Origin of the sequence: Micromonospora sp. NPDC047670 (assembly GCF_043204915.1) — a bacterium.
Taxonomy (GTDB): domain Bacteria; phylum Actinomycetota; class Actinomycetes; order Mycobacteriales; family Micromonosporaceae; genus Micromonospora.
In genome coordinates this window covers 59,084-85,407 of sequence record NZ_JBIDDA010000016.1, presented here as the reverse complement: position 1 = coordinate 85,407, position 26,324 = coordinate 59,084, and the positions used below count along the sequence as shown (strand labels likewise).

The window sequence follows — 26,324 nt, the reverse complement described above, 5'->3', positions numbered from 1 at the left end:
TATCACGGGCGGAACCTGCAAGATCGCGGGGAGCGGCGGCGGGGGCCGTACGATCGCAGCCATGACCGGGCACTTCACCGCGCCGGCGGCGGCGCTCGCCGACGAGCTGCCGGGCTGGGTGACGCTGCTGCGTGCCCCGAACCCCGGCCCGATGACGCTCGACGGCACCAACACCTGGCTGCTGCGCGCCCCCGGCCAGGAGCACGCGGTCGTCGTCGACCCCGGCCCGGCCGACGAGGAGCACCTGGCGGCGATCGCCGCGCGGGGGCCGATCGGGCTGGTGCTGATCACCCACGGCCACCCGGACCACACCGACGGCTCCCGCCGCCTGCACGACCTGCTCGACGGGGTGCCCGTGCGCGCGGCCGACCCGGCGCACACCCTCGCCGGGGAGCCGCTGACCATCCCCGGGGACGGCCTCGACGGCCACGGCCTCAGCATCCGGCTCGTGCCGACCTCCGGGCACACCGGCGACTCGGTCTGCTTCCTCGTCGAGCACGGCGACGAGCGGGTCGTGCTGACCGGCGACACCATCCTGGGTCGGGGCACCACCGTGGTCGCCCACCCCGACGGGCACCTCGGTGACTACCTGGCCAGCCTGGAGCTGCTCTCGACGTACCGGGGGATTCCGGCGCTGCCGGGGCACGGCCCGGCGCTGGCCGACTGCGCCGCCGCCGCGGAGTTCTACCTCGCCCACCGCCGGGCCCGGCTCGAGCAGGTCCGGGCGGCGGTCGCCGAGGGCGCCGGCACCGCGGCCGAGGTCGTCGCGAGGGTCTACGCGGACGTCGACCGGTCGCTGTGGTGGGCGGCCGAGTGGTCGGTGCGGGCCCAACTGGAATACCTCGGGCGGGAATCCGGCGGAGGTGCCGCGGGGTTGGAGCAAGCGTGACCTGCCCGGTGTGCGGAACCGTAGCCGTTCCCGGCGCGCGGTTCTGCCACAACTGCGGGGCCGCGCTGCCGGCCGCCGCGACGCTGCCGGCGGCCGAGCGCCGGGTGGTCACCGTGCTCTTCGGCGACCTGTCGGACTTCACCTCCTGGTCGGAGGACCTCGACCCGGAGCGGGTCGGCGCGGTCACCGACCGGGTGCTGGCCGCCCTGGCCGGCGCGGTCAAGACCTTCGGCGGTCACGTCGACAAGCTCACCGGCGACGGGATCATGGCGGTCTTCGGCGCGCCGGTGGCGCACGAGGACGACGCCGAGCGGGCGGTCCGCGCCGCGCTGTCCATGCAGCGGGCGGTCCGCCGGGTGCTCGACGACGAGCGGGGCGGCGGCGCGCCGCTCGGCCTGCGGGTGGGGTTGAACACCGGCGACGTCATCGCCGGCATCCAGGCCGCGATCGAGTACACGGTCATCGGCGACACCGTGAACACCGCCGCCCGGCTGGCCGACGCCGCCGCCGTCGGCGCGGTCTACGCCGGGGCGCGGACCTCCGCCGCCACCCGGCACGTCGCCTCCTGGCGCGCGCTGCGACCGCTGCGGCTCAAGGGCAAACGCGAGCCGGTCGAGGCATACGAGCTGCTCGGTCTCCTGGACGCGCCGGGCACCCGGTCCGGCCTCGGCGACGAGGCCCCCTTCGTCGGCCGGGAGACGGAGATCGGCCGGGTCGCCGGTCGGTTGGCCGAGGTGATCGACCGGGGCGAACCCCGGGTGCTGCTGATGACCGCCGAGGCCGGGCTGGGCAAGTCCCGGTTCGCCGCCGAGGTGGAACGCCTCGCCGCCGGCTACGACGTGGGCGCCGGCCGGTACGCCGCGCACACCGGCGCCCGGGTGCTGTCGGTGCGCTGCGCCGCGTTCGGCGAGCGGCGCCGGCTCGCGCCCCTGGCCGACCTGGTCCGGGCGGCGGTCGGCCTGCCCAACGACGCCGCCACCGCGCTCACCCGCCCGGCCGTCGAGGAGCGGCTGCGCCGGCTCAGCCAGCGGCTCGGCCGCTCGGGCGTCGACCCGTCCCCGGTCGCGACCGAGCAGTTGCTGGCCCTGCTCGGCTACGCCGAACTGCCCGGCGGCCCGACCGACCAGGCCGAGTGGAGCACCGCCCAGCAGCCCGCCGACGCCGACGCCGTGCCGAACGCGGTCGCGGACCTGCTCAGCGCCCTCGCCGCGGAGGCGCCCCTGGCGGTCGTCGTCGACGACCTGCACGACGCGACCGCCGAGACCATCCGGGCGCTCGGGGTCACCCTGTCCCGGCTCACCGGCCCGGTGCTGGTGCTGCTGCTCGGCCGCCCCGAGCTGGTGCGCACCGCCGGGGCGCTGACCCGGGTGGCGGACGCCGAGGTGCACGCGCTGCCGCCGCTGCGCGGCGCCGACGCGGCCCGGCTGCTCACCAGCTATCTCGGCGGGGGCAAGCTGCCGCAGGCCGACACCGACCGGCTGCTCGCCACCGCCCAGGGCAACCCGTTCTACCTGGCCGAGCTGGTCACCCTGCTGATGGAGCGGGGCGCGCTGACGGCCGTCGCCGACCGGACCGCCCCCAACCCGGGCGGCTGGCGGCTGGCGCCCGGCTCGCTCGGCAGCCGCCTGCTCTCCCGGGACCTGGCGGCGGTGCTCGCCGCGCGCATCGACGCGCTGCCCGTCGACGCCCGTTCGGTGCTGCGGGACGCGGCCGTGGTCGGCGACACCGTGCCGGCCGGGGCGCTGGAGGCGCTGCGCGAGCAGCGGGCCGGCCACGACGGCCGCCCGGCGGCGGTGGTCGCCGTCGAGCTGGAGCGGGCCGTCGAGGAGCTGCTGCAACGCCGGATGCTGCACCGCACCCGCACCGGGTACGCCTTGGCCACCCCGCTGATGCGGGAGGCCGCGTACGCCGGGGTGAGCAAGGCCGAGCTGGCCGAGCGGCACGCGGCGCTGGCCCGCTGGGCCGCGACCGACCCACCGGTCGGTGCGGGCGCGCCGGGCGGCTTCACCGAGGCGGCCCGGGACGTCTTCGTGGCCCAGCACGTGGAGCGGGCCGCCGCGCTGGCCGACGCGGTCGGGCTGCGGCCGGACGCGCCGGCGCGCGCCGTCGTCCCGCTGGGCGTCGACGCGCTCGGCGGGGCCGCCCGCCGGTCGCTGCAGGCGGGCGAGCCGGCGCTGGCCGTGGAGTACGCCGAACGCGCCGCCGAGCTGGCCCGCGACGGCGTGCCGGCGGCCGACCGGGTGGTGCACGCCCGGGCGCTGCTCCAGATCGGCCGTCCCGCCGACGCGCTCGCCTCCGCCGAGAAGATCGCGGCCAACGCCGGCGACGAGTCGGCCGTCCGGGCCAGCGCGCTGCTGCTCGCCGGGCAGGCCCACCAGACCATGGGCGACCAGGCGCGGGCGGTGGCGTGCTGGCAGGAGGCGTCGCAGGTGGCCACCGAGGGCGGCCTGCCGACCCTGCGCGCCTCGGCGATGCGCCGCCTCGGCATGGCCGACTTCGTCGCCGGGCGGCTGGGGCAGGCGAGCAGCCGGCTCGCCGCCTCGTACCAGGTCAGCCTCCAGGCGCAGGACCGCCGGGGGCAGGCGTGGTCGTTGCAGAACCTCGCCTGGGTCACCACCACCCGGGGCGACTTCGCCGGCACCGACGCGGTGCTCGGCCGGGCCGCCCGGCTCTTCGCCGAGCTGAAGGACCCGTACGGGCGGGCGTGGCTGCGCGGCACCACCGCGTTCGCCCGGCTGCTGGCCGGCCGGCTGCGGGAGGCGTGCCGGATGGCGCGGGTGTTCCTGCCGTTCGGCGAGCGGGTCGGCGAGGCGTGGGCGGTGGGCACGCTGCGCGCGGTGGAGGCGTACGCCACCGCCGAACTGGGCGAGCTGGGCGAGGCGGACCGGGGGGCCCGCCGGGCGTACCGGGACTTCGCCGCCGCCTCCGACGACTGGGGTCAGGGCTTCGCGCTGGTCGTCCGGGGGGTGGTGGCGCGCGGGCTGGGCGAGCCGGAACACGCCGCCGACCTGCTCACCGACGCGCTGTGGCACGCCGAGCGGACGTCGCACCCGCTGCTCACCGGGATGGCCGGCACGCTGCGCGGGTTCGTGGCGCTGGACATGGGCGACTACGACACGGCCGAACGGGCCGCCCGCTCGGTGCTGACCACCGTCGAGCCGCACAACCCGCAGGCGCCCGCCCAGGTCGGGCCCCGGGTGCTGCTGGCCACCGCCCGGTTGGCCGCGGGCGACTCCGCCACCGCGGTCGGGCTGCTGGCCCCGGTGGCCACCGCCGCCGCCACCGTGCCCTCGCTGCTCTTCTCCCGCCGCCAGACGATGGCCCGGTACGCCGGGGCGCTGCTCGCCCACGGCCAGCGCGAGCAGGCGCTGGACTGGGCCCGGCGGGCGGTCGCGGCCCCGGCGGAGGACGTGCGCAGCCAGGTGGTCGGGGCGATGGTGCTCGCCGAGGCGCTGGCCGAGTGCGGCCGGCCGGTGGAGGCGCTGGCCAGCGCGGAGGAGGCGGTGCGCCTGGCGTACGCCACCGAGCAGCGCAGCGAGCGCGCCGCCGCCGACGCCCTCCGCGCCCGCCTCGCCACCGGCTGACCGCCGGGCGCCCGGCCCGGGCGAGGTACTGACGGTTCCGGTGATGCGGCGTGTCGGGGGTGGCCGATAGCGTGTCAGATCCGAGGGGCGGTCCGTTGTCGACCGTCCGGGTCTGGGGAGGGTCCGGGATGAGGTTGCCGCGTTCGGCCGCGGGATGGACGATCGCGGTCTTCGGCGTGCTGGCCCTGCTCATGGGCGCGGTCGGGCTGCTCTGGCCGGAGGCGCTGCTGCGCCTGCTCGGCTTCGAGGTGCCGGCAACCCGCGCGCCCGGCGACCACACCGGCACCTTCCTGACGGCGTCCTCGATGGCCTCGTTCAACATGGGCGTCTACTACCTGCTCGCCGCCGCGACGGAGTGGCGCCCGTTCTACCGCTTCACGGTGCTGTTCCGGCTGGTCACGTTCACCGTCTTCGGCATCGCGGTGCTGGGTGACGTCGCGCCCGGCCGGTTCCTCGGGGTGGCCGCCTGGGAGGGCCTCGGCGCGGTGGCGACCGCCGTCGGGCTCTGGTGGGACGACCGGCGCGCGGGCCGGGCGCCCGGCGAGGGTGGGAGCGTTCTTTCCGCTGGTGCCGCCCCGGCCCCCGATGCGGTTCACTGAGCAGCCGGTCCGGTTGGGTATTTTCTAGAACTGTGACCGAGACCCCGCCCGGCGCCCTGCCGTTGCCCATCGTGCCCGGTCTGACTGATTTGAACGTGTTTGCCCGGGGTGGTTACGCGACCATCTACAAGGCGACCCAGATCTCGGTGGGGCGCGAGGTCGCGGTAAAGGTGGAGAACCGCATCCTCGACAGCGAGCGGGACCAGGCCCGGTTCCTGCGCGAGGCGCGGGCCGCCGGGAGGATGTCGTCCCACCCGCACGTGGTGGACCTCTTCGACGTCGGGGTCACGGTCGACCAGCACCCCTACCTGATCATGGAACTCTGCGACGGCTCGTACGCGGAGCGGATGCGGACGTCGCCGCTCGGGCCGGCCGAGGCCCGCGACCTCGGCGTCAAGATCGCCGACGCGATCGCCCACTCGCACGCGGCCGGCGTGCTGCACCGCGACGTCAAGCCGGCCAACATCCTCTACTCGCACTTCAACTCGGCGGTGCTGGCCGATTTCGGGCTGGCCGTGGTGGCCGAGATGCGCGACGCCTCGGTCGCCCTGGAGGTGCTCACCCCGGCGTACGCGCCGCCGGAGATGTTCAACCACAGCCCGCCGTCGCCCGCCGTCGACGTGTACGCCCTCTGCGCGACCCTCTACGCGGTGATGCACGGGCGGCCGCCCCGCTGGCAGTCCGAGCGCAATCCCAGCCTGGTGACGGTGCTGGAGATGTTCCACCAGCCGGTCCCCGGCCTGCCCGGCGTGCCGGACGAGCTGATCGACGTGCTCCGGGTCGGGATGTCCAACGACCCGGGGGAGCGCCCGTCGGCCGTCGAGCTGCGCGACCTGCTGGCCGGCCTGCCGCTCGACCCGCCCGGCTCGCCGGTCAGCGGCGCACCGGTGTCGGGCTCCCCGGTCAGCGGCGGTCCCGCCGCCTCCGGCCCGTACGCCGGCCGCACGGCCCGCCCCACCCCGCGACCGCCCGTGGAGGACATGCACCCGACGGTGCCCACCGCCGACCGGCCGCGCCGGCGACGTTGGTTCCTCGGCGGCGCCGGGATGGTCGCGCTGGCCGCCTCGGCCAGCGCGGGCGCCTGGCTCGCCGGCGCGGCGGCCACCCCGGCGCCGTCCCCGACGGCCGACGTGGCCGCGACGAGCGGGGTGCTGCCCGCCTGCGCCGTGACCGCCGGGCTGCCCGACGGCGCGGGCTGCGCCGACGAGCTGGAGTGCTTCGGGCCGATGGAGGTGCGCGGCGCTCGGGCCAGGGCTGCCCGGGTGCCCTGCGACGGCGAGCACACGTGGGAGAGCTACGCCGAGGGCCGGCTCCCCGACACCCTGGTCGGCGCCGACCACACCCGGGTCAGCGAGGCCCCGGCGGTACGCCGCGTCTGCAACGAGACCACCTTCCGGCTCACCAGCGGGATGAGCTACGCCGACGGCTGGAACCTGGAGGTGCTGCCCCCGGCCGGCGGCGACGCCGACCGGACGTACCGCTGCCTGGCCGGGCGCGGGCTGGACGCGCTCGCGTCACCCACCCTCACCGGTCGCTGACCCGCGCCCCCGGTGGCGCTCCCGCATCACGCGGACCGCGTCCCGGGGGTCCAGCGTCTCCAACGTGTCGGCGTCGATGCCGTACAGGCCGTCCGTCGGCTGCCCCGGGGCGGCCGGCGTGGCCGCCGGTCGCCGGCCGTCCTCCTGCCGGGCGGCCGCCACCGACACCGCCGCGATCATCACCATCGGGACGCAGAGCAGTGCCAGGACCACGCCGAGGAAGTCCTGGCGGCCCCGGACGACCAGTGTCACCAGCAGCGAGACCGCCAGCAGCGCCGCGACGACCGCCTTCGTCCGCGCGTCGGGCCTGGGAAACCTCACCCGTCCAGCATGTCCACGCCGGGGCCGCTGTCAACCGGGGACGCCGCCGCTGGTGCGATGATCTTCTGCGGAGATCGTGTCGTGTGAGGAGAGTCGTGTGAGGAGAGGAGCGCCGGTGTCCCGGTCTACCCGGCTCGTCGCCGCGGTGCTGGTGTCGGGCGCGCTGACCGCCTGCGGGTCGGACGGCCCGACGGAGGCGGCGACCACGCCCGCGCCGCCCGTGGCGACCACGTCCGCGCCCGTGGCGTCGCCGTCCGCGGTCGGCGCCTCGTCCCCGGGCGGAGGCGGCTTCGCCAGCGTCGACCAGGCGGTGGCCCGCCACCTCGCGGACGCCTCGGGGGCACGCTACGTCGGGCCTTGCGAGCGGGCGAAACCCGACCCGGACGCGGTCTGCGCGATCAAGATGGCCACCGTGGACGGCGGCGAGGTCTACGGCGTGGGCGCCCCGGCCAGCGAGGTCGTCGGCTTCCTGCTGCTCCGGCGCGGAGCCGACGGCTGGCGGGTGGTGGACGACTACGCGCCGGACGGCGTGGACGCGTCGGCGCCCGCCTGGATGGCCGGCCTCGGGTAGCCGGGCCGTCGGAGCGGGCGGGGCCCGCCGCCGGCGCCGCGACAGGGCATCAGCAGCGTCAGGCATCGGAAATTCGTTACACCGGGCGGCGGGTTGTCGGATATGTGGCGCTCTGCCGGGCGGTATTCATTGCCCGCGATCCCTAGAGTGACGAAGGGTCGGGCTGCGCCCCGACCGTCCTGTCGCCCACCGGAAGGGTCCACATGCCACGACGAACCCGGTCCCTCGCCGCCGCGGGAATCGCCGGCGTCATTCTCGCCGGATCGGCGGTCGCGCCCGCTGCCGCCGCCACACCGACCCTGGCCGGCTGGGGTCGCCCGGTCACGTCCGACCGGACCAGCCCGGAGGAGGCACGCCGGGTCGACCGGGTGCCCACGCCCGACCTCGACTGGTACGCCTGCTACGACTACGCCGAGTGCGCCACCGTCCAGCTCCCGCTGGACTACGACAAGCCGAACGGCCCGACGACCGAGATCGCCGTGCTGCGGGTGAAGGCCCGCGACCAGCAGCGGAGGATCGGCAGCCTCTTCCTGAACCCGGGCGGCCCCGGCGGCTCCGGCACCGACGTCGCGCTCGCCGCGCCGTACTTCCTCGGTGACGAGGTGCTCGACCGGTTCGACATCGTCGGTGTGGATCCGCGCGGCGTCGGCGCGAGCCAGCAGGTCAAGTGCTTCCCGTCGGTCAAGGAACAGACCCGGGCGTACGCCGGGCTCAACGTGGCGTTCCCGTGGACGAAGGCCGAGGAGAAGGCGTACGTCGCCTCCTCGCAGGCCGTCGGCAAGGGCTGCTCCACCACGGGCCGGCCGCTCACCGGCGCGATGTCGACCGCCGAGGTCGCCCGCGACATGGACGTGCTGCGCCGCGCCGTCGGCGACCCGAAGCTCACCTTCCTCGGGTTCAGCTACGGCAGCGCGCTCGGCCAGTACTACGCCAACATGTTCCCGGACCGGGTCCGTGCCCTGGCGATCGACGGGGTACTCAACGCGGACGCGTGGGTCGGCCGGGGCAAGACGCGCTCGCTGTCCCAGGAGGACCGGCTGCGCAGCGCCCAGGGAGCGTACAAGGCGCTGCGGGAGATCCTCGTGCGTTGCGACAAGGCGGGCGCCGAGGTCTGCCCGCTGGCCGAGGGGGACCCCCTCGCGTCGTTCGAGCTGGTGGCGAAGCGGCTGCGGCCAAGCCGGTGGTGATCGAGGATCCGGACCTCGGCTCGGTCCGGGTCACCTACGCCGACTTCGTCTCCGCGACCCTGGGCGCGCTCTACAGCCCCTTCGGCTACGACCAGCTCGTCGGCCTCACCGCCGAACTGCTCGTGCTCACCGACCCGGCGTCGGGCACGGCCGCCCGCCAGCGGGCGCGCGCCGGCGTGGCCCGGCTCGCCGCCAAGGCCCGCGAGCAGGCCCGCCGCTACGACTTCCCGTACAACAACGGGCTGGAGACCTTCCTCGGGGTGGACTGCACCGACGCGAACCACCCGGCGGACGCCGCCTCGTTCCCGGCGCTGGCGGCGCAGGCCGACAAGCGCGACCCGTACTTCGGCCGGCTCTGGACCTGGGGCACCTCGCCCTGTGCCCGGCAGACGTGGACGGTGCGCGACGAGGACGCCTACCCGGGCCCGTTCAACCGGCGTACCGCCGCCCCGGTGCTGGTGGTCGGCAACTACTGGGACCCGTCGACCAACTACCAGGGCGCGGTGGGCGCGGCCAGGCTGCTGCCGAACAGCCGCCTGCTGAGCAGCGACAGCTGGGGGCACACCGCGTACGGGACCTCGGCCTGCGTGACCGGGGCGGTCGACGCGTACCTGATCCGGGGCGCGCTGCCGGCGAACGGCACGGTCTGCACCGGCGACATCCAGCCGTTCGCCGAGCTGCCGGAAAAGCCGGCGGCCACCCGACGGGCGGAGTCGTCGAAGGGCGCCCTCGCGGCCGAGGGCGCGCCGGGCCGGGGTGAGCCGAAGCGGCTCCCGCCGGTGGTCGCGCCGCTGCCGGCGGTCGGCTCGCTGACCGTCCGCTGAGAACCCGGGGTGCGGCGGACGATCGGGCGTCCGCCGTACCCCGGCCCGTGCCGACCCGGCCGGGTCAGGTGCGGAGCGGTTGGCCCACCCCGCACCTGACACGGTGGTGCGGATCAGACGCCGAAGGCCGCCGCGTAGCGGATGGTTCCGCGCGGGACAGGGCGACCGGGGTCGAGCACCAGCGCCATCATGTTCTCGTCCGGCACGTCGAACGGCGGCCGGATGCCGTACCCGGAGGCGGGCGTGAAGCCGAACCGGGGGTAGTAGGGCGCGTGGCCGAGGACGAGGACGAGGTGCTCGCCCGCCGCCCGGGCGGCGTCGAGAGCGGCGCGAATCGCCGCCGATCCGGCGCCCGTTCGCTGCTGTTCGGGCAGCACCGCGCACGGGCCGAGGGCCAGGGCCGGTACGTCGTCCACGTGGCATCGAGTCAGCAGGGCGAAACCGGCGGGGGTGCCGTCGGGGTCCTCGGCGAGCCACGAGGACCACGGCAGCCACGCCTGCCGGTCCTCGCGCAGCGCGTCGACCAGATCGGCCTCGAGCGGGCCGGGGAACGCGGACAGGTTGATCCGGCGGATCGCGGCGCGGTCGTCCGGTCCGGCTTCCGGTCGGGTGTGCCAGCTGCGGGTGGTCATGGCGGGGGACGACTCCTCGTGGAGGTGAGTTGACGGCGATTCGGTGACGGGGGGCGGGACGTGCCCGGTCGAGGCGTTCGGCGGGGTCGACCCGGTGTGCCGGGCGGTCACGACTGCTGCTCCCGGAAGCTGTAGGTCGCGCGGAGGTGGCGGGTGACCGCCTTGCGGTGGTTCTCCCGTTCCGCGCGCAGTCGTGCGTCATCCCGCGAGGCCGCCCAGGCGGATTCGCGCTGGAGTCTGCGGTAGCTGTCCAGCCGACGCGGCGACAGGGTGCCCGCATCGATGGCCGCACGTACCGCACAACCGGGTTCGCTCGCGTGCCGGCAGTCGGTGAACCGGCAGTCGCGGGCGAGTTCCTCGATCTCGGCGAAGACCTGCTGGATGCCGTCTTCGGTGTCGTGCAGGCCAACCGCGCGCAGGCCGGGGGTGTCGATGAGCACGCCGCCGTTCGGCAGTGGAAGCAGTTCGCGGTGGACGGTGGTGTGCCGGCCCTTGCCGTCACCGGCGCGGACCGCTCCGGTGGCCAGCAGGTCGGCGCCGAGCAGGGCGTTGCCGAGCGAGGACTTGCCGGCGCCGGAGGGCCCGAGCAGCACGATCGTCCCGGTCAGCGTCGCGGCGAGGGTGTCCAGGCCCTCGCCCGTGGCGACGCTCGTGACCAGGACGTCGACACCGAGCGCCAGTGCGGCGACCTCCTCGCGTACCTCGGTGGGGTCGCGCTCGGCGAGGTCGGCTTTGGTCAGGACGACGACCGGGAGCGCCCCGCTGTCCCAGGCGAGCGCGAGCATGCGCTCGATCCGGCCGGCGGGAATGGGGGTGGCGACGGATTCCGCGATGACGACCGTGTCGACGTTCGCGGCCAGGACCTGTGGGCGGGAGGTCCGCGACGCCGTGGACCGCACGATGGCGGTCCGGCGGGGCAGCAACGCGGCCAACTCCGGCTGCGCGGCGGTGGTGACGGCGGCCCAGTCCCCGGTGCACGGGACCAGGGACGGTGCCGGGCCGGCGTGTGCCGACCAGGTGGCGCGCACCGGGCCGGTGGCGGTGACCACCGTGGCCTGGCCGCGGTCGACCAGCACGACGCGGGCGGGCCGCAGGCCGGCGGCCCGGTGCTCGGCGAAAGCGTGTTCGTACGCGTCGTCCCAGCCGTACGAACGCAGCACGTTCGAGGACGGGATCGGCGCGGAAGATGACGATGACAACGGAAGAGACCCTTCGGAAGAGGGGCCCCGACAGACACCGGCGTAACCCGGTCGGGATCGAACGTCCCGTCGAACGGGGAAATCAGCTGGGTCAGGCCGAGGCCCGGGACGCGAGGTTGGTCCGGGCGCTGCACGCGGCAGCAGCCGCCTTCGCGGTCATCAACCTCACCCCCCTTTCTCCCACCGATCCGGTGTCACATCAAAGTCGGGCCGAGGCTACCACGGCCGATCGGCCGGCCGGCACGCCTTTCCGGGCGGTTCGACGACCCGAGCGAGCGGCCGGGGCGCGGTGCGGCGGCCACCTGGTGTCGCCACCGACGCGGTCGGGCGTCGGCTGTTATCCTAGGGTTCCTAGGTTTTAAGCGCCTCCCCCAAGGATTGCCGTGCCGCGACAGGGTCTGACCGCCGAGCGCGTCTCGGCAGCCGCCGCCGAACTCGCCGACTCGCTGGGGTTGGAGCGGCTCACGGTCGCCGCTGTCGCCCGTTACTTCGGGGTCGCCGACGCCAGCATCTACGGGCACGTCCGCAGCCGGGAGGCGCTGCTGCATCAGGTCGCGGTTCGGGCGGCGGCGGCGTTCGCCGACCGTCTCGCGCTCGCGGTGGCCGGCTGCTCCCGGCGCCAGGCACTCATCGGCTTCGCCGACGCCTACCGGGCGTTCGCCGTGACCCACCCTGGCCAGTACGCCGCGACCCAACTCCCACTCCCGCCCGAGGTGGGCAGGAACTCGGCCGGGCACCTGCGCATGATCGAGCTGAGCTACGCGACGCTGCGCGGGTACGGGCTCGAGGAGCCCGCCCTGACGGATGCGATCCGGTTCGTGCGCAGCACGCTCCACGGGTTCGCGACGCTCGAGCGGGCCGAGGGGTTCGGGCATCCCCGCGACCTCGACGCGTCCTGGCGCGGCGTCCTCGACGCCGTCCACACGGCACTCGACAACTGGCCCCCGACCGAGGGAGAGCAGCCATGAACAGCAACGACCAGGAAGTCCGGTCGGCGGACGGCACCCGGCTGGTGGTTCGGCGGGCGGGCGTGGGCGACCCCGTGGTCCTCCTGCACGGCTCCGGCGGCGGCCTGCACTCCTGGGCTCCGGTCGCCGGGCGGCTCGCCGGGTCGTACGAGCTGTGGATGCCGGCCCGGCGCGGGTACGGCCCCAGCGACGTCCCGCCCAGCCGCAAGTCGTTCAAGGACGAGGTCGCCGACCTGATGGCCGTGATCGAGGCGGCGGGGCAGCCGGTGCACCTGGTCGGCGGCTCCTACGGCGCCACGCTGGCGCTGCACGCCGCGGCAGCCCAGCCGGGCCGGCTGCGCTCGCTGGCCGTCTTCGAGCCGCCGCTGTTCGCGGCCGGTGAGTCGATCGAGCCGCTGCTCGCCCGCTACCAGGCGGCCTTCGCGCGGGACGACGCGGGCGAGATGTTCGCGGTGCTCAACGAGGTGACCCGGGTGCCGCCCCCGATCGTCGCGGCGTTCGTGGCCGCGGCGGGCGACCAACGGCCCGACCCGGTCGAGTCCCGGCGCTCGGCGATCGGCTGGCTGCACGACCTCGAGGCGCTGGCCGACGACAGCCCGGACCCGGCCCGCTGGTCGTCGATCACCGTCCCGACGCTGCTGATGCGGGGCGCCGACACCTGGGAGCCGATGCCCACCACGATGGATGCCCTGGCCGCGGCTCTTCCCGCGGCGCGCCGGGTCAGCTGGCCGGGCCAGTCGCACTTCGCGACGATGACGGCCCCCGACCTGGTGGCTGACGCGCTGCGCGAGTTCCTCGCCGAGGTCGCGGCGTAGCCCGGCCCGATGCCAGGGTCAGTACGACTTGTCCTGACCGAGGACGTGCTGGGCGACGAAATTGAGGATCATCTCCCGGCTGACCGGGGCGATCCGGCCGGCGCGCACCGCGCCGAGCAGCGTCGCCACTCCGTACTCGGTGGTCATCCCGGCCCCGCCGTGCGCCTGGACGGCGGTGTCGACGGCCAGCGCCGCCGCCTCCCCGGCCGCGTACTTGGCCATGTTGCCGGCCACCCCGGCCTCCAGGTCGCGGCCGGCGTCGTAGAGGGTGGCCGCCTTGTGGATCATCAGCCGAGCCAGCTCGACCTGCACGGCCGCGTGCGCCAACGGGTGCGCGACGCCCTGGTGCGAGCCGATGCTCCGGCCGCCCCAGACCCTGCGGGCGGCGGTGTACTCCGAGGCCCGCGCGATGGCGTACCGGCCGGTGCCGGCGCCCATCGCGGCGACCGTGATCCGCTCCGGGTTGAGCCCGGCGAAGAGCGCCGGGAGGCCGGCGTCCAGCGACTCGCCGACCAGCGCGTCGGCGGGCACCCGCACGTCGTCGAGGTAGAGCAGGAACTGGTTCTCCGGGGACACGATCTCCATGTCCAGCTTTGACCGGGTCAGCCCCGGCGCGTCGGTCGGCACGACGAACAGCGCCGGCTTCAGCTTCTGCGGACCCTGACCCCCCGCGCCGGCTTGGCCGTCCTCGACCGCGACCCGCGCCACGACCAGCACGTACGCCGCCTCGTCGACGCCGGAGATGTAGCACTTGCGCCCGGAGATCAGCCAGTCGTCGCCGTCGCGGCGGGCCACCGTGCCCAGCCGGTGGAAGTTCGACCCGGCCTCCGGCTCCGTGATCGCGAAGACCACCTTCAGTGAGCCGTCGGCGAAGCCGGGCAGGTAGCGCTTGCGCTGCTCCTCGGTGCCGTGCTTGGTGATCACGGTGGCGGCGATGGCGGGGGAGACCACGAGCAGCAGCAGCGGGCAGCCGGCCGCCGCCAGTTCCTCGCAGACGATGGCCAACTCGGTGATGCCGCCCCCGCCGCCGCCGTACTCGGTGGGGATGTTGACCCCCAGGTAGCCCAGCCGGCCGGCCTCGTTCCACAGCTCGGTGGTGTGCTCGCCGGCCTTGGCCTTGGTGACGAAGTAGTCGTGGCCGTACCGCCGGCCCAGCGCGCGGACCGCGTCGCGGAGCTGGTCCTGTTCCGGGGTGAGGTCGAAGTTCATCGCGGGGCCTCCAGGATCACTCGGGGTCGACCACGGCAAGCACGGCGCCCGTGTCGACCTGCCCGCCGGCCGGCACCGGCAGCTCGGCGACCACACCGCCGGCCGGGGCGAGCACGGGATGTTCCAGCTTCATCGCTTCCAGCGTCAGCAGCAGGTCGCCAGCCGCCACCCGCTGGCCGGCCTCGACGTGCACCCGGGTCACCGTGCCCGGCAGCGGCGCGACCAGCGACCCCGCCGCCAGCTCCGCGGCGGGTTCTCCGAAGCGCGGCAGCTCGGTCAGGCCCGCCGCCCCGTCCGGGCCGTCCACGAAGACCTCCGAGCCCACCCGGTGTACGCGGTACGTCCGCCGGACCCCGTCGACGTCGAGCGCCACCCGGTCGGGGTGCGCCTCGACCAGGGCCACGGCCGGCGGCGGCTCGCCGACCGACGCGGCCTTCCCGTCCGGAGCCGGCCCGTCCGCGGTGGCGGTGGAGCCGATACCCGGCGACACCGACCACTCGGCGAGACCACCTGAGCGGTCCAGGCGGTAGCCGACCGTCACCTCGCCGGCCGGGCCGGTGAAGCGGATGACCTGCGGGAACGCCGGCACGTTGCGCCAGCCCGAGGGGAGCCCGGCAAGCACCGGCGCCGAGGTGCGGCGGGCGGCGGCCGAGGCGAGGGCCGCCGCCAGCGCGACCAGGGGGAGCTGGTCGGCGGGCAGCAGCGGGGCGAAGACCTCGGGGTGCCGGTCCAGGAAGCCGGTGTCGATGTCGACGGCGGCGAACTCCGTGCTGCGCAGGACGCGGACCAGCAGGTCCCGGTTGGTGGCCACCCCGTGCAGCTCGGCGCGGGCCAGCGCGCCGGCCAGCGCCCGGGCCGCCTCGGCGCGGCTCGGCGCCCAGGCGACGACCTTGGCGAGCATCGAGTCGTAGTGGACACCCACCACCGAGCCGTCGACCACGCCCGAGTCCAGCCGCACGCCCGGCCCGGCCAGCGGCCCGAACCCGGCCGCCACGCCGGGCAGGGCGAACCGGTGCAGCGTGCCCGTCGCCGGCCGGTACCCGTGTGCGGGCTCCTCGGCGCAGAGGCGTACCTCGATCGCGTAGCCCTGTGCGGGCGGGGTCGCCGCCACCGGCAGCGGCTCGCCCTCGGCGACGAGCAGTTGCAGCCGGACCAGGTCCAGGCCGGTGGTCAGCTCGGTGACCGGGTGCTCGACCTGGAGTCGGGTGTTCATCTCCAGGAAGTAGATCTCCCCGTCGGGCGCGAGCAGGAACTCGACCGTGCCGGCGCCGACGTAGTCGACCGCCCGGGCGGCGGCGACCGCCGCCTCGTGCAGCCGCTCCCGCACCTCGGCAGGAATGATTCCCGGGGCCTCCTCGACGAGCTTCTGGTGCCGGCGCTGGATCGAGCAGTCCCGTACGCCGAGGGCGACCACCGTGCCGTGGGTGTCGCCGAAGATCTGCACCTCGACGTGGCGGCCCCGCTCGACGTACCGCTCGACGAAGACCGTGCCGTCGCCGAACGCGGCGGCCGCCTCGCGGCGCGCGGAGGCGACGGCCTCGGCCAGCCCGCCGGCGTCCCGGACGACGCGCATGCCGCGCCCGCCGCCCCCGGCGGACGCCTTCACCAGCACCGGAAAGTCGGTGATCTCGTCGGCGTCGGTCCAGGTGGGCAGCATCGGCACGCCCGCCTCGGCGAGCAGGGCCTTCGCCGCCACCTTGTCGCCCATCGCGGCGATCGCCTTGGCTGGCGGGCCGATCCAGGTCAGCCCGGCGTCGGTCACCGCGGCGGCGAACTCGGCGTTCTCGGCGAGGAAGCCGTAGCCGGGGTGGACGGCGTCCGCCCCGCTCCTGCGGGCCGCGTCGAGGATCAGGTCGACCCGCAGGTACGTCTCGGCGGGCGTGTTCCCGGGCAGCCGGACGGCGTGGTCGGCCTCCGTGACGAACGGCGCGTCGGCGTCGGCGTCGGCGTGCACGGCCACCGTCTCGACACCGAGCGCCCGGCAGGTGGCGAAGACCCGGCGGGCGATCTCGCCCCGGTTCGCGACGAGCAGTTTCCGAATCATGGCCGCCCTCACATCCGGAAGACGCCGAAGCCGTCGGCGCCCCTGACTGGTGCGTTGTGGATCGCCGAGAGACAGAGCCCGAGTACGGTACGGGTGTCCCGGGGGTCGATCACCCCGTCGTCGTAGAGCCGGCCGGAGAGGAAGAGCGCGCCGGACTGGGACTCGATCTGCTGCTCGACCATCATCCGCATGGCGGCGTCGGACTCCTCGTCGTAGTCGCGCCCCCGGGCGGCGGCGGCCTGCCGGGCCACGATGGAGAGCACGCCGGCGAGCTGCGCCGGGCCCATCACCGCCGACTTGGCGTTCGGCCAGGTGAACAGGAACCGGGGCTCGTACGCCCGGCCGCACATGCCGTAGTTGCCGGCGCCGTAGGAGGCGCCGAGGTTGACCGTCAGGTGCGGCACGGTCGAGTTCGACACCGCGTTGATCATCAGGGCGCCGTGCTTGATGATGCCGCGCTGCTCGTACTCGGTGCCGACCATGTAGCCGGTGGTGTTCTGCAGGAAGAGCAGCGGGGTGTCGGTGGCGTTGGCGAGCTGGATGAACTGGGCCGCCTTCTGCGCCTCCTCGCTGAACAGCACGCCCCGCGCGTTGGCGAGCACCCCGACGGGATAGCCGTGCAGCTCGCCCCAGCCGGTCACCAGGGCGGTGCCGTAGGCCGGCTTGAACTCGTCGAACTCGCTACCGTCCAGGACCCGGGCCAGCACCTCGCGCGGGTCGAACGGCACCTTCAGGTCGGCCGGGACGACGCCGAGCAGCTCCTCCGGGTCATAGCTCGGCGGGACCGGGACCGGGGTGCGCGGCGGCGGGCCCTGCTTGCGCCAGTTCAGCCGGCGTACGCACTGCCGGGCCAGCCGGATGCCGTGCCGCTCGTCGGAGGCGAGGAAGTCCGCCAGGCCGGACGTCGTGGCGTGCATCGCCGCCCCGCCGAGGGACTCGTCGTCGGTGGCCTCGCCGGTGGCCATCCTCACCAGCGGCGGCCCGGCCAGGTAGACCTGCGACCGGTCCCGGATCATGATCACCTGATCGGACATCCCCGGCACGTACGCGCCCCCGGCGGTGGCGTTGCCGAAGACCACGCTGACCGTGGGGATCTTCGCGGCCGAGAGCCGGGTCAGGTCGCGGAACACCCGCCCGCCCGGGATGAAGATCTCCGCCTGGGTGGGCAGGTCCGCGCCGGCCGACTCGACCAGGTTCACCATCGGCAGCCGGTTCGCCAGGGCGATCTCGCCCGCCCGGCGGGTCTTCGCGAGCGACCACGGGTTCACCGCGCCGCCGCGTACCGTCGGGTCGTTGGCGACGACCAGGCACTCGACGCCCTCGACCACGCCGATGCCGGTCACCACGCTCGCCCCGACGGGGAAGTCGGTGCCGTACGCCGCCACCGGGGACAGCTCCAGGAACGGGCTGTCCCGGTCGAGCAGCAGCTCGATCCGTTCCCGGGGGAGCAGCTTGCCCCGGCCGTGGTGGCGGGCCACGTACTTCTCCCCGCCGCCGGCCCTGGCCCGGTCGAGCGCCGCCTCCAGCTCGGCGAGGCGCTCCAGCATGGCCGCCCGGTTGGCCCGGTGCCCCGGCGCGGACGGGTCGATCGCGCTCCGCAGCGTCGTCACAGGCCCATGCCCTTCGCGATGATCTCGTTCATGATCTCGGTGGTGCCGCCGCCGATGCCGAGGATCCGGGCGTCCCGGTAGTGCCGCTCCACCTCGGCGTCGCGCAGGTATCCGTAGCCGCCGTGCAGCTGGAGCGCCTGGTCGACCACCTCGGCGCAGGCGGCCACGGCGACGTTCTTCGCCATCGCGACCTCGGTCACCACCGGCTCGCCGGCGGCCACCCGCGCCGCCACCTGATGCACGTACGCCCGGGCCGCCTCCGTGCGGGTGTGCATCTCGGCCAGCCGGTGCCGGATCAGTTGCCGGCTCGCCAGGGGACGGCCGAACGTGGACCGGTCCCGGCACCAGCGCACCGCCAACTCCACGCAGCGCTGCGCGGTCGCGTACGCCTGGGTGGCGAGGGAGAGCCGTTCCGTGGCGAAGCTCTGCATGATCGCCAGGAAGCCGGTGTCCTCGGGGCCGATCCGGTTGGCCACCGGCACCCGCACGTCCACGAGGGAGAGTTCGGCGGTGTCCGAGCAGTGCCAGCCGAGCTTCTCCAGCCGCCGCCCGACGGTGAACCCGGGCGTGCCCTTGTCGATCACCAGCAGGGTGAGCGAGCCGCTGCCCGGGAAGTCGGTGCAGACCGCGGTGGTCACGAAGTCGGCTCGGATGCCGCTGGTGATGTAGGTCTTCGAGCCGTTGACGGTGTAGTGGTCGCCGTCGCGGCGGGCGGTGGTGCGGATGCCGGCCACGTCCGAGCCGCCGTCGGGCTCGGTGATCGCCAGCGCGCCGATCATCGTGCCCGCGAGGGTCGGCCGGACGTACCGGTCGATCAGTTCCGCGTCGCCGGAGGCGACGATGTGCGGGAGTGCGATGCCGTGCGTGAACAGCGCCGCGATCAGCCCGGAAGAGCCGCCCGAGCGGATGATCTCCTCGGTGACGATGATCGAGTCGAGCAGGTCACCGCCGCTGCCGCCGACCGCCTCCGGGAAGCCGATGCCCAGCAGGCCCAGCTTGGCCGCGGTGGCGTGCAGGTCGCGGGGGATCTCGCCGGCCCGCTCCCAGCCGTCGAGGTAGGGCAGCACCTCCCGGGTCACGAAGGCCCGGGTGAGTTCCCGCAGCTGCCGCCGTTCGGGGGTGTCCACGATGGTCATCGGTTCCCCCCGGGCGTCGTGTCGGCGGCCGGGCCGGGCGGAAGGTCCGCCGGCAGGTCGACGATGCGGGAGCGGAGCAGTTCGCCGAGCGCCTTGGCCTGCGGGTCGAACCGGGTGGAGGCGGCCACTCCCTGTCCGAGCAGCCCCCGGACGACGAAGTTGACCGCCCGCAGGTTCGGCAGCTCGTACCGCTGCACAGTCAGCGGGGCGGTCTCCGGCAGCAGCTCGCGCAGCCGGGCCACGGTGAGCCAGCCGCGCAGCCACGACCACGTGGCGTCGGTGCGGGCCCAGACGCCGAGATTGGCGTCGCCGCCCTTGTCGCCGGAGCGGGCCCCGACCAGCTCGCCGAGCGGCGCGCGCCGGGTGGGGCGCTCGTCCGGCGCAGGGTCGGCGGCGGACGCCGCCTCGTCGGGCGGCTCGTCGGGCGGGCCGGCGGTGCGCACCGGCGGCGCGATCGGCACCCGCTCCCCGGACGGCAGCACGGCGACGTGCGACACCGCGTCCTGCGGCACGGCGTCGGCGGTGAACACCCCGTAGGGCGTCGCGTCGCCGGGCAGGGTGGTCAGCGTGCAGCCCGGGTAGGAGGCCAGGGCCAGCTCCACCGCGGCGGCCGAGAAGGCCCGCCCGGCCCGCGCCCGGTCGCCGTCCCGCAGGTGTACGTGCAGCAGGGCGCTCGCCGCCTCGGTGTCGCCGGTGTCGGGGTGGTCGGTGCGGGCCAGGATGAACTCCAGCCCCTCCTTGCCGACCGCCTCCTCGACCTGACCCCGCACCAGGGCCGCCTTGGCGGGGATGTCGAGCCCACAGAGGACGAAGGTCATGGAGTTGCGGAAGCCGCCGAGGTTGTTCACGCCCACCTTGAGGGTGCCCGGCGGCGGGGTGCCGCGGACGCCGCTCACCCGCACCCGGTCCGGCCCGTCGGCGCTCAGCTCGACCGTGTCGAGCCGGGCCACCACGTCCGGCCCGACATAGGCCGGCCCGCCCACCTCGTAGAGCAGTTGGGCGGTGACGGTCTCCACGGTGACCGCGCCGCCGGTGCCGGGGTGCTTGGTGATCAGGCAGGAGCCGTCCGCACGCAGCTCGGCGATCGGGAACCCGGGGCGGTGACCGCCGTCGGGCAGCTCGGTGAAGAAGCTGAAGTTGCCCCCGGTCACCTGCGCCCCGCACTCGACGAGGTGGCCGGCGACGGTCGCCCCGGCCAGCGCATCGAGGTCGTCGCGCCCCCAACCGAACCGGGCGATGGCCGGCCCGACCACCAGGGACGCGTCGGTGACCCGGCCGGTGACCACCACGTCGGCCCCGCCGTCCAGGCAGGCGGCGATGCCGTACGCCCCCAGGTAGGCGTTCGCCGTCAGCGCGTCCGGGCGGGGGAGCGCATCGCCCTCGACGTGGCCGACGCGCACGGTCAGGCCGAGTCGCTCGGCGAGCGCGCCGATCGCGGCGGCCAGCCCGGCCGGGTTCAGCCCGCCGGCGTTGGTCACGATCCGCACGCCCCGGTCCAGCGCGGTGCCGAGGCAGCCCTCCAACTGGCGCAGGAAGGTCCGGGCATAGCCGAGGGCGGGGTCGCGCAGCCGGTCCCGGCCGAGGATCAGCATGGTCAGTTCGGCCAGGTAGTCGCCGGTCAGCACGTCGAGTTCGCCGCCGTCGAGCATCTCCCGCCAGGCGGTGAAGCGGTCGCCGTAGAAGCCGGAGGCGTTGCCCACCCGCAGCACCCCGCTCATGCGGCGCTCCCCGTGCCGGCGTCGTCTCCCGTGCCTGCGTCGTCTCCCGTGCCGGCGTCGTCTCTCGGGGCAGCGTCGGCGGTCCGTGGCGCGCGGCCCGCGCCGGGCGGGCCGGCGAACGCCTGCGCGACGTCCAGCCACTCGTCGGCGACCGGGCCGGTCGCCGCCAGGGCCAGGTCGGCGCGGTGCCGCCGCTGGGTGACCAGCAGGCAGAAGTCGAGCGCCGGGCCAATGACCCGGTCGGCGGCGTCGGCCGGGCCGTACGCCCAGGTGTCACCGCCGGGCGCGGCCAGCTCGACGCGCACGGGCGCCGCCGGCACCGGCCGGCCGTGGGCGGCGAAGCTGTGGCCGAGGGTACGGACGCCGAGGTGCGCGACGTGCCGCAGCCGCGCCGTGGCGGGACGGGTGACGCCGAGCGCGTCGGCCACGTCCGCGCCGTGCGCCCAGGTCTCCATGATCCGGGCGGTGGCCATCGAGGCGGGCGACATCCGGGTGCCGAACCAGGGCAGCTTCCCGCCCTCGGGCACGCCCACCAGCGCGGCGGCGAGCGCGGCCCGCCCGGCACGCCAGCGGGGCAGCAGCTCGGCCGGCGGGGCGAGGAACTCCGCCGCGCCGGCGTCGACGAGCCGGGTCGGGTCGGGGGCGGTCGCCACGGAGGCGAAGAACGCCTCGGGGTCGGTGGCGGCGAGCAGCGCCACCTGGTCCGTCCAGGCGAGATGGGCGACCTGGTGCCCGACGCTCCAGCCGGGCGCCGGGGTCAGACGTGTCCACTCGCCCGGCGACAGGCCGCTCACCAGGCCGTCCAGCTGCTCGGACTCGTCGGCCAGATCCGCGATCAGGTCCTTGAGGTCGACCATGGTGCCTCCGGTGCGGGACGGGCCGGTCAGGGCGTGAGCAGGGTGGCGAGCTGGCGCTTCCAGGTGGCGAGCAGGGCGGTGCGACGGGCCGAGTCGTCGTTGAGCAGGTTGGCCACGCCGAGGCCGCGGAGCAGGTCGAGGGTCGCCTGCACCGCCTCGCGTACGCCCGGGCGGCGCTCGTCCACGTCGAGCAGGGAGACGGTGAGCCGGTGCATCTCGCGGCCGACCCGGGCCTCCAACGGCAGCAGGGCCTCGCGCAGCTCCCGGTCGGTCCGCGCGGCGACCCACAGTTCGAGGGCGGCGACGAAGAGCGGGCCGGTGAAGGCCGCGCCGAGCAGGTCGATCACCCGGTCGAGCCGCTGCGGGCCGGGCGGCAGCGCCTCGGCCTCGGCGCGCAGCTCCTCCGCCCGCCGTTCGGTGAGGTGCGTGACGGCGGCGGTGACCAGCTTGGCCTTCGTGGGGTAGTGGTGCAGCTGGGCGCCGCGCGAGACGCCGGCCCGGGCCGCGACGACGGTGGTGGTGGTGCCGGCCCAGCCGTGCTCGACCAGGCACTCGACGGTCGCCTCCAGCAGCCGGGCCTGGGTGGCGCGGCTGCGCTCCTGTTGAGGGACGCGGGTCGATGCGGCGGGCACGGGGACAGCGTGCCGGCCCCGAAACAAACAGTCAAGACTGACTTTTTTCTCACGGGGCGGGGCTGCTGGGTGCGTGACCGCCACTTCGGCCAGCGGACGGGCCGGCCGCCGCGCGCTGTCGAACTGATGTCGTAGACGATTCAGCTCGACAGGGGCGGCGCCGACGTCCCCCGGCCGGTCGCCCCTCAGCGGCCGTCGCGGAGGCCGGCGTCCCCCGGCCGGTCGCCCTCAGCGGCCGTCGCGGGGGCCGAACACGGCGAGCGCGTCGGTGTCGCTGTGCCGGGAGCGCAGGTACTCGTCGGCCCACTCGGCGGCGTCGGGGAAACCCGACTCGGCCGCCACGCGGGCGCAGGCCGCGTCCACGTCGAACGCGGTGCGGCGCAGCTGCACCCCGGGTCCGAGCAGCGCCCAGAAGGCGCCCGGGCCGCCGTAGGGCATCCCGATGCTGCCCGGGTTGACGACCAGCCGCCGGTCGGCCAGCCGGGTGAACGGCATGTGGGTGTGCCCGCAGACCACCGTCCCCACCTCGGCCGGCACCCCGGCGAGCACCTCCGCCCAGCGTGCCGTCCGGGAGTCGATGAGCACGACCTCCTCGTCGTCGCGGGGCGTGGCGTGGCAGAACAGCACCTGACCGAGGCCGGCGACTTCCAGCGTCACCGTCAGCGGCAGCGCCGCCAGCCGGTCGAGTTGGTCGGCGCGGAGCTGCTCGGCGGCCCAGTTCGAGACGTCGACGGGGGACTTGCGGCCGGCCCGGGCCTCCACCAGCTCGCGGTCGGCGTTGCCGCGCACCCAGCAGACCCGGTCGCCGAGGCCGGCGAGGAGGTCCAGCACCTCGACCGGTTGCGGGCCGGCCGCGATGTCGCCGGTGAGCACGATCAGGTCGGCGGTGGCGACGTCCGGCTCGGCCAGCACGGCCTCCAAGGCGGGCAGCGCCCCGTGGATGTCGGAGAGTACGGCGACGCGTTCCAGCATCGCTCCACCCTGCCCGCCGCGCCGGGCCGGAGTCCAGCGATTCTGCCCCAGGCAGACGGACCCTCTGGCTGCCGCCGTGCCGCCGTGCCGCCGTGCCGCCGTGCCGCCGTGCCGCCGTGCCGCCGTGCCGCCGTGCCGCCGTGCCGCCGTGCCGCCGTGCCGCCAACGCGAACCGGTCCGGCCGCAGGGGTGCGGTCCGGACCGGTGGCGTCGAGCGGGCCGGGGAAACCCGGCCGGGGCGGGCGTCAGACGCGGGCGCGGCGGGCCAGGCGCTCCGGGTCGAGGATGATGATGCTCTTGCCGTCCAGACGCAGCCAGCCGCGCGAGGCGAAGTCGGCCAGCGCCTTGTTCACGGTCTCCCGGGAGGCGCCGACGAGCTGGGCGATCTCCTCCTGGGTGAGGTCGTGGGTCACCCGCAGCACGCCGCCGTCGCGGGTGCCGAAGCGGCCGGCCATCTGGAGCAGGTTCTTGGCGACGCGACCGGGCACGTCGGTGAAGATCAGGTCGGCCAGCGAGTCGTTCGTCCGCCGCAGCCGGCGGGCCAGCACCCGCAGCAGCTGCTCGGCGATCTCCGGCCGGTTGTTCAGCCACGGGCGCAGGGCCTGCTTGCGCAGCCGCACCAGGCGGGTGTCGGTGACCGCCGTGGCCGTCGCCGTGCGCGGGCCGGGGTCGAAGAGCGACAGCTCGCCCACCATGTCCGACGGGCCCATCACGGCGATCAGGTTCTGTCGGCCGTCGGCCGCCCGGCGGCCCACCTTGATCTTGCCGGACAGCAGGATGTAGAGACTGTCGCCGGGCTCGCCCTCGTTGAAGACGATCTCGCCCTTGCGGACCTCGAGCGTCTCCATCTCCTTGGCGAGCGCCTCGGCAGCCTCCGGGTCGACGCCCTGGAAGATCCCGCTGCGGGCCAGTACCTCGTCCATCGCGCACCTCCACCTGCGCGTGCCGTCTTCTCGGCCGGGTCCGCCGTCCGCTGATCCCTCGCGCGTCGCCAGTCTAGGCGCACGTGAGCTGGAATCAGAGGCGCACCCCTGGAATCTTGATCGTTGGGCGTAACCTCCGCGACGTGGTCGAGCAGTAGGATCGCCCGCCCGCACGGGCGCCGGCGGGTCGAGGGGCGCCGGGCCGTAGGGTCACCACGTGCTGAGCGAACCCGTGCTGACCGCCCGTCGCGAGGACGGTCGGGACGTCCCGCTGCTGTACTGGCGCGCCGACCGGCCGCTGCGCGCGGTCAGTTCCGCGCCGCTGGGCGGTGGGCTCGGCGTCCGGCACTGGGTCGTCAACGCGACCGTGCCCATGTCGTACGACCGGGACGATCCCGCCGACCACCTGGCCGGGCTGGCCGACGGGCTCGACCTCGACGGGCCCGGGGTGGGCCTGCTGACCGGGGTGGACGTGTCCGAGGTGGTCGCCCGGGCGGACACCGGCGTGCGGGTCTGGGCCACCGTCGGCCTCGGCCTCCCGGTCCGGGCGGCCGAGCCCGCTCCGGCGGTGCTCGCCCAGCGGGTCGGCACGGTCAACATCGTGGTGTACGTCCCGGCCCGGCTCGGCGACGCCGCCCTGGTCAACGCGGTGGCCACCGCCACCGAGGCGAAGGCGCAGGCGATCGCGGAGCTGGGCCTGCCGGGCACCGGCACCCCGACGGACGCGGTCGCCGTGCTCTGCCCGGTCGACGGCCCGGAGTCGGCGTACGGCGGACCCCGCTCGACCTGGGGCGCGCCGCTGGCCCGGGCCGTGCACGCCGCGGTGACGGCCGGCGGGCGCGGCACCGTCGTCCCGTGGTCCGAACGACCGGCCGGCTGAACCTTCGTCCGAATGGCCCTCGTTTCGTCGATGCGTACCCGATAGGGTCGCGCTCGATGTACGCTGCCGCCTTTCTTCCGCCCCGCCGGCTCGCGCTCGCCCTGGGCGCGCTGCTCGCCGTCCTGCTCGCCGCCGGCTGCGGCGAGCCCGGCGCCGGGGGCGACCCGGTCTGGGAGCCCGGCAGGGGCGGTGGCGGCACCGGCGCCCCGGTCCGGTCCGGCGAGCCGGCCCCGCCCGCCGAGCAGTCGATCTCGCTCTCCGCCACCGGCGACATCATCATGGGCAACGCGCCGAACCGGCTGCCCGCCAACGGCGGGAAGGGCTTCTTCGACTCGGTCGAGAAGGCGCTCGCCGCCGACCTGGTGATGGGCAACCTGGAGGAGCCGCTCACCGTCGACACCGGCACCGGCAAGTGCGGCCCGAACTCGACCCGCTGCTTCCAGTTCCGCGCCCCGCCGGACTACGCGGCGCACCTGCGCGACGCCGGCTTCGACCTGCTCAACCAGGCCAACAACCACGGCTACGACTACGGCCCGAAGGGCTACGAGAACACCCAGAAGGCGCTGGAGAAGTACGAACTCGAGCACACCGGGGCGCCGGACCAGATCACCGTGGTCGACGTCAAGGGGGTCAAGGTCGCGGTCGCCGGCTTCTCGTCGTACGTCTGGTCCAACAGCCTCGTCGACATCGCCGCGGCCAAGAGGGTGATCACCAAGGCCGCCGGGATGGCCGACCTGGTCGTCGTGCAGGTGCACATGGGCGGCGAGGGGGCCGACAAGACGCGGGTGCGGCCCGGCACCGAGATGTACCTCGGCGAGAACCGGGGCGACCCGGTCAGGTTCTCCAAGGCGATGATCGACGCCGGCGCCGACCTGATCGTCGGGCACGGCCCGCACGTGCTGCGCGGCATGGAGTTCTACAAGGGCCGGCTGATCGCGTACAGCCTGGGCAACTTCGCCGGCGGGGGCAACTCGCTGAAAAACACCGGCCGGCTCGGCTGGGGCGGGGTGCTCAAGGTGTCGCTGAAGCCGGACGGCGGCTGGGCCGGGGGTTCGTTCGTCTCGACGTACATGAACTCCGCCGGCAAGCCGACCATGGACGGCGACGACCGCGGCCTGGGCCTCGTGAAGCAGCTCAGCAGGAGCGACTTCCCGGACACCGGCGCCCGGTTCGACGACTCGGGCGCGATCAGCCCGCCGCAGGGCGGCTGACCCCG

The 26,324-nt window shown here is 75.2% G+C and carries 22 protein-coding genes and 1 pseudogene; 11 read left to right on the top strand and 12 right to left on the bottom strand.

The features are described from left to right. The first annotated feature begins 61 nt into the window (after positions 1-61). From ACGF7U_RS27505 to ACGF7U_RS27490, 4 genes are all read left to right on the top strand, one after another. Positions 62-889, top strand: a complete 828-nt coding sequence (locus ACGF7U_RS27505; RefSeq protein ID WP_393111475.1) for an MBL fold metallo-hydrolase — start codon at positions 62-64, stop codon at positions 887-889. Further along, entirely contained in the window at positions 886-4,473 is a 3,588-nt protein-coding gene (locus tag ACGF7U_RS27500; RefSeq protein ID WP_393111473.1) for an adenylate/guanylate cyclase domain-containing protein, read from the top strand. The genes ACGF7U_RS27505 and ACGF7U_RS27500 overlap by 4 nt, the downstream gene beginning before the upstream one ends. Positions 4,474-4,601: 128 nt before the next feature. Beyond that, complete coding sequence (locus tag ACGF7U_RS27495) at positions 4,602-5,072, top strand: hypothetical protein (protein WP_393111471.1); 471 nt, start codon at positions 4,602-4,604, stop codon at positions 5,070-5,072. Positions 5,073-5,104: 32 nt separating this feature from the next. Continuing rightward, on the top strand, positions 5,105-6,610 hold the full coding sequence (locus ACGF7U_RS27490) for a protein kinase (protein ID WP_393111469.1): 1,506 nt from the start codon (positions 5,105-5,107) through the stop codon (positions 6,608-6,610). Here the strand turns inward: ACGF7U_RS27490 and ACGF7U_RS27485 are convergent. Next, positions 6,587-6,931, bottom strand: a complete 345-nt coding sequence (locus tag ACGF7U_RS27485) for a hypothetical protein (RefSeq protein ID WP_393111467.1) — start codon at positions 6,929-6,931, stop codon at positions 6,587-6,589. The two genes, ACGF7U_RS27490 and ACGF7U_RS27485, sit on opposite strands and share 24 nt — an antisense overlap. 115 nt (positions 6,932-7,046) lie before the next feature. Between ACGF7U_RS27485 and ACGF7U_RS27480 the strand changes: the two genes are divergently transcribed. The 3 genes from ACGF7U_RS27480 (at position 7,047) to ACGF7U_RS27470 (ending at position 9,513) form a co-directional block, all read left to right on the top strand. Further along, positions 7,047-7,502 (top strand): hypothetical protein, encoded by a 456-nt coding sequence (locus ACGF7U_RS27480; RefSeq protein WP_393111465.1) that lies wholly within the window; start codon positions 7,047-7,049, stop codon positions 7,500-7,502. 203 nt (positions 7,503-7,705) lie between these two features. Then, positions 7,706-8,689, top strand: coding sequence for an alpha/beta fold hydrolase (locus tag ACGF7U_RS27475; RefSeq protein ID WP_393111463.1), 984 nt, complete (start codon positions 7,706-7,708; stop codon positions 8,687-8,689). After that, positions 8,686-9,513 (top strand): alpha/beta hydrolase, encoded by an 828-nt coding sequence (locus ACGF7U_RS27470; RefSeq protein WP_393111461.1) that lies wholly within the window; start codon positions 8,686-8,688, stop codon positions 9,511-9,513. The genes ACGF7U_RS27475 and ACGF7U_RS27470 overlap by 4 nt, the downstream gene beginning before the upstream one ends. Positions 9,514-9,626: 113 nt before the next feature. Here ACGF7U_RS27470 and ACGF7U_RS27465 read toward each other — a convergent pair whose 3' ends face one another. Beyond that, positions 9,627-10,145: a GNAT family N-acetyltransferase gene (locus tag ACGF7U_RS27465; RefSeq protein ID WP_393111459.1), complete on the bottom strand. Its 519-nt coding sequence runs from the start codon at positions 10,143-10,145 to the stop codon at positions 9,627-9,629. Between the two features lie 107 nt (positions 10,146-10,252). Continuing rightward, positions 10,253-11,305, bottom strand: coding sequence for a ribosome small subunit-dependent GTPase A (gene rsgA / locus ACGF7U_RS27460; RefSeq protein ID WP_393111457.1), 1,053 nt, complete (start codon positions 11,303-11,305; stop codon positions 10,253-10,255). A 422-nt stretch (positions 11,306-11,727) separates the two neighbouring features. Between rsgA and ACGF7U_RS27455 the strand changes: the two genes are divergently transcribed. Continuing rightward, a complete protein-coding gene (locus tag ACGF7U_RS27455; protein ID WP_393111455.1) occupies positions 11,728-12,312 on the top strand; it encodes a TetR/AcrR family transcriptional regulator in 585 nt (194 codons plus the stop codon). Continuing rightward, positions 12,309-13,127: an alpha/beta fold hydrolase gene (locus tag ACGF7U_RS27450; protein ID WP_393111453.1), complete on the top strand. Its 819-nt coding sequence runs from the start codon at positions 12,309-12,311 to the stop codon at positions 13,125-13,127. Before ACGF7U_RS27455 ends, ACGF7U_RS27450 begins: the two co-directional genes overlap by 4 nt. 18 nt (positions 13,128-13,145) lie before the next feature. Here ACGF7U_RS27450 and ACGF7U_RS27445 read toward each other — a convergent pair whose 3' ends face one another. The 9 genes and pseudogenes from ACGF7U_RS27445 to ACGF7U_RS27405 all read right to left on the bottom strand — a co-directional run bounded on the left by ACGF7U_RS27445 (position 13,146) and on the right by ACGF7U_RS27405 (position 24,228). Beyond that, on the bottom strand, positions 13,146-14,336 hold the full coding sequence (locus ACGF7U_RS27445) for an acyl-CoA dehydrogenase family protein (protein ID WP_393111451.1): 1,191 nt from the start codon (positions 14,334-14,336) through the stop codon (positions 13,146-13,148). A 16-nt stretch (positions 14,337-14,352) separates the two neighbouring features. Continuing rightward, a complete protein-coding gene (locus tag ACGF7U_RS27440; protein WP_393111449.1) occupies positions 14,353-16,380 on the bottom strand; it encodes a biotin carboxylase N-terminal domain-containing protein in 2,028 nt (675 codons plus the stop codon). 8 nt (positions 16,381-16,388) lie between these two features. Then, on the bottom strand, positions 16,389-17,990 hold the full coding sequence (locus tag ACGF7U_RS27435; protein ID WP_393111447.1) for an acyl-CoA carboxylase subunit beta: 1,602 nt from the start codon (positions 17,988-17,990) through the stop codon (positions 16,389-16,391). Next, complete coding sequence (locus ACGF7U_RS27430) at positions 17,987-19,126, bottom strand: acyl-CoA dehydrogenase family protein (protein ID WP_393111445.1); 1,140 nt, start codon at positions 19,124-19,126, stop codon at positions 17,987-17,989. Before ACGF7U_RS27430 ends, ACGF7U_RS27435 begins: the two co-directional genes overlap by 4 nt. Then, on the bottom strand, positions 19,123-20,844 hold the full coding sequence (locus tag ACGF7U_RS27425) for an acyclic terpene utilization AtuA family protein (protein ID WP_393111443.1): 1,722 nt from the start codon (positions 20,842-20,844) through the stop codon (positions 19,123-19,125). Before ACGF7U_RS27425 ends, ACGF7U_RS27430 begins: the two co-directional genes overlap by 4 nt. 71 nt (positions 20,845-20,915) lie before the next feature. Continuing rightward, positions 20,916-21,701: pseudogene (locus ACGF7U_RS27420) on the bottom strand (TIGR03084 family metal-binding protein); the annotation flags it as partial. A 26-nt stretch (positions 21,702-21,727) separates the two neighbouring features. Continuing rightward, positions 21,728-22,333, bottom strand: coding sequence for a TetR/AcrR family transcriptional regulator (locus tag ACGF7U_RS27415; protein WP_393111441.1), 606 nt, complete (start codon positions 22,331-22,333; stop codon positions 21,728-21,730). A gap of 228 nt (positions 22,334-22,561) precedes the next feature. Then, entirely contained in the window at positions 22,562-23,305 is a 744-nt protein-coding gene (locus ACGF7U_RS27410) for a metallophosphoesterase family protein (protein WP_393111439.1), read from the bottom strand. Positions 23,306-23,550: 245 nt separating this feature from the next. After that, positions 23,551-24,228 carry a Crp/Fnr family transcriptional regulator gene (locus tag ACGF7U_RS27405; RefSeq protein WP_089003062.1) on the bottom strand — a complete coding sequence of 226 codons (678 nt, stop codon included), beginning with the start codon at positions 24,226-24,228 and terminating at the stop codon, positions 23,551-23,553. Between the two features lie 217 nt (positions 24,229-24,445). Here ACGF7U_RS27405 and ACGF7U_RS27400 point away from each other — a divergent pair, with 217 nt between their 5' ends. Both ACGF7U_RS27400 and ACGF7U_RS27395 read left to right on the top strand, forming a co-directional pair. Then, positions 24,446-25,108, top strand: a complete 663-nt coding sequence (locus tag ACGF7U_RS27400) for an adenosylcobinamide amidohydrolase (RefSeq protein WP_393111437.1) — start codon at positions 24,446-24,448, stop codon at positions 25,106-25,108. A gap of 56 nt (positions 25,109-25,164) precedes the next feature. Beyond that, positions 25,165-26,319 carry a CapA family protein gene (locus tag ACGF7U_RS27395; protein WP_393111435.1) on the top strand — a complete coding sequence of 385 codons (1,155 nt, stop codon included), beginning with the start codon at positions 25,165-25,167 and terminating at the stop codon, positions 26,317-26,319. Positions 26,320-26,324: the final 5 nt, after the last annotated feature.

Excerpts from the sequence above, each read along its gene's own strand:
- ACGF7U_RS27405 (WP_089003062.1), bottom strand. The coding sequence starts at position 24,228 with ATGGACGAGGTACTGGCCCGCAGCGGGATCTTCCAGGGCGTCGACCCG.
- ACGF7U_RS27430 (WP_393111445.1), bottom strand. The coding sequence starts at position 19,126 with ATGACCATCGTGGACACCCCCGAACGGCGGCAGCTGCGGGAACTCACC.
- ACGF7U_RS27410 (WP_393111439.1), bottom strand. The coding sequence starts at position 23,305 with ATGCTGGAACGCGTCGCCGTACTCTCCGACATCCACGGGGCGCTGCCC.
- ACGF7U_RS27505 (WP_393111475.1), top strand. The coding sequence starts at position 62 with ATGACCGGGCACTTCACCGCGCCGGCGGCGGCGCTCGCCGACGAGCTG.
- ACGF7U_RS27450 (WP_393111453.1), top strand. The coding sequence starts at position 12,309 with ATGAACAGCAACGACCAGGAAGTCCGGTCGGCGGACGGCACCCGGCTG.
- ACGF7U_RS27440 (WP_393111449.1), bottom strand. The coding sequence starts at position 16,380 with ATGATTCGGAAACTGCTCGTCGCGAACCGGGGCGAGATCGCCCGCCGG.
- ACGF7U_RS27395 (WP_393111435.1), top strand. The coding sequence starts at position 25,165 with ATGTACGCTGCCGCCTTTCTTCCGCCCCGCCGGCTCGCGCTCGCCCTG.
- ACGF7U_RS27445 (WP_393111451.1), bottom strand. The coding sequence starts at position 14,336 with ATGAACTTCGACCTCACCCCGGAACAGGACCAGCTCCGCGACGCGGTC.
- ACGF7U_RS27495 (WP_393111471.1), top strand. The coding sequence starts at position 4,602 with ATGAGGTTGCCGCGTTCGGCCGCGGGATGGACGATCGCGGTCTTCGGC.
- ACGF7U_RS27475 (WP_393111463.1), top strand. The coding sequence starts at position 7,706 with ATGCCACGACGAACCCGGTCCCTCGCCGCCGCGGGAATCGCCGGCGTC.
- ACGF7U_RS27425 (WP_393111443.1), bottom strand. The coding sequence starts at position 20,844 with ATGAGCGGGGTGCTGCGGGTGGGCAACGCCTCCGGCTTCTACGGCGAC.
- ACGF7U_RS27465 (WP_393111459.1), bottom strand. The coding sequence starts at position 10,145 with ATGACCACCCGCAGCTGGCACACCCGACCGGAAGCCGGACCGGACGAC.